Origin of the sequence: Parabacteroides sp. MSK.9.14, from assembly GCF_019041495.1 — a bacterium.
In the GTDB taxonomy this organism is placed as follows: Bacteria; Bacteroidota; Bacteroidia; order Bacteroidales; family Tannerellaceae; genus Parabacteroides; species Parabacteroides merdae.
In genome coordinates this window covers 1-1,919 of sequence record NZ_JAHPXO010000095.1, presented here as the reverse complement: position 1 = coordinate 1,919, position 1,919 = coordinate 1, and the positions used below count along the sequence as shown (strand labels likewise).

The window sequence follows — 1,919 nt, the reverse complement described above, 5'->3', positions numbered from 1 at the left end:
CGTGAGGAAGATTTTTTCACGTGCAACCAGCCCGAAGGGCCGCCTTGCGGGACCGGCCTGAAAAACAACTATTTTTGCCGCAAGAAATGAGGATGATGGATTCCTTCCTTCTATCTATTGTCTGTCCGGTGAGAATTTAGATTCCATGCAGCTTTTCTGTCTTTGGTATGTTTGGAGAAATATTCAAGGATATGAAATGAGAACGGCAATACGTGATGTTGCGGAAGGAGCAGATATGGGATTGGAAACAGGAAGCGTGCCCGGGCTTTCATGCAGTTTATACGGCGGTGTTGATTTTGGGGAGGATTACAGGGAAATGACAGGAAAGTCGGCCGTTCCGGAGAAATTGTATGTGTACGTTGTTCCTTCCGAAATACGGAGTCTTTTAAAATCATGGAAGACCTCATTCGGGAGTGTGTCTCGATATTTGCCTGAGACAAAATTATAAGTCGCCTATTCATGGATAAGTATTTGGAATATATCAACGACATGCTACGATGCAATAAAGAGAATCGGAACGGCAGACTGAAACTCGCAATCTGCTGATAATGCGGACTATTCTAAAACAAGTGTGGAAAACTTGAAGACATCCGACGGAAAACCTTGGAAAAAGAAGAACCGGACAAAGTCTCCGCCTTCAAAATAATGCTCTATTATGCCACAGGTGCGGCATTACTTGTCATTCCGGATTGGCTTCCCATGAAATCCACCGCCCGCCATCAAGAAAACGGCCGGTGCCATATGGCAGGTAATCGTAGCGACAGCCTGTCTTTGGAACCCGTTGTCACCCTAAAGGATTTTACTGATATATTATTATGTCAGTCCTTTTTCAAATCAAAATACAGCAAACGGGTTTTCAAAGGTTCATCTTGCGGAATATCATAATATTGCTTTTCTATCACGTCTGTTTTATAGAGTGGAACGAAACCGTTTCTTTCATAATACCTGAGAATCTTTTCCTCATTGTATGCATCCACCACGATAAAACGGCATCCTGTCTTGTTGTCCTCATGACGGAACCAGTCTTTTATGAAAGCCATCAGTTGCCGTCCTACGTGGCTTGATGTACCCTGATATTCCAGGTTGACCCCCAGTCTTCCTATCAGCACGGCCGGATAGCTGCGTCCACGTTTAGGATTTACAATATTGCGTTGCAGCCTGTTTTTATCATTGGGGGATATTAATCTGGTCTTGATACTGTCATTGGACAAGGTAAACAAGGCCACAATACGATGCGGGATTTCAGTCGTCACCCAACAATATGTTTTCCCAAGGAGTTCATCCGCATACAGATCGGCATCATTGAGAAAAAAATCATCAAGGTCATTCTCGCCACAAGTGAAAGGAAGGCAATTCCTCCGTACTTCCTTGTTATAGGCAAGCATGACACAATCATCATATAAAGAAATACCGTCCATTGCTGTTAATTGAACCGGAATGAACGGGATTTCTCCAATACTTTTCGCAACCGTTTCTTTGCCTCCACTGATAACCGGGGTGTTACCTTTGCGGCGTTCTTGTCTGCACTGCGTACGAAATCTTCCGCCGTAACGCCCTCCAAAACCGGAATGTTCTTGATAGTTATAGCCATAATATTATTTTTTGCAAAAATACAACTTTGTTGTTATACAGCCAAATAATAGCCCGTCTTCCACTCTTTTTTCCGGAATGTTCCTCCATATCCGGAAAAGTCTGTGTCACGCCACCCGTTGCGGTAAGCCGTTTTTCTCAAGGAAAGGGCAGGCAATACCGGCGGACGTGGATATGGGCAAAACAACCCGCATATGCAATGCAGAGGGAGCAGGAGAGCCTTCACCACAGCCGGAGAGAAAAGTGGTTTCATGCCGGGGTACGGCATGAAAAGGGGGCTCCCGGACAGTTCTTTTCCTTGTCGCACATGCACTACGTCGGTCGCAGTT

Annotated in this window: 3 protein-coding genes and 1 pseudogene; 1 reads left to right on the top strand and 3 read right to left on the bottom strand. The window is 45.0% G+C overall.

All coding sequences use genetic code 11. The features are described 5' to 3' along the window. Nucleotides 1-196 precede the first annotated feature (196 nt). The gene (locus KTG12_RS21170; RefSeq protein ID WP_240142746.1) at nucleotides 197-448 is read left to right on the top strand and encodes a hypothetical protein; all 252 of its coding nucleotides are present in this window, start codon (nucleotides 197-199) and stop codon (nucleotides 446-448) included. Between the two features lie 370 nt (nucleotides 449-818). Here KTG12_RS21170 and KTG12_RS21165 read toward each other — a convergent pair whose 3' ends face one another. The 3 genes and pseudogenes from KTG12_RS21165 to KTG12_RS21155 form a co-directional block, all read right to left on the bottom strand. After that, on the bottom strand, nucleotides 819-1,418 hold the full coding sequence (locus tag KTG12_RS21165) for a GNAT family N-acetyltransferase (protein ID WP_004295313.1): 600 nt from the start codon (nucleotides 1,416-1,418) through the stop codon (nucleotides 819-821). Between the two features lie 5 nt (nucleotides 1,419-1,423). Next, nucleotides 1,424-1,591, bottom strand: a complete 168-nt coding sequence (locus KTG12_RS21160) for a hypothetical protein (RefSeq protein ID WP_004295314.1) — start codon at nucleotides 1,589-1,591, stop codon at nucleotides 1,424-1,426. Nucleotides 1,592-1,624: 33 nt separating this feature from the next. Next, a pseudogene (locus KTG12_RS21155) lies at nucleotides 1,625-1,919 on the bottom strand (hypothetical protein); the annotation flags it as partial.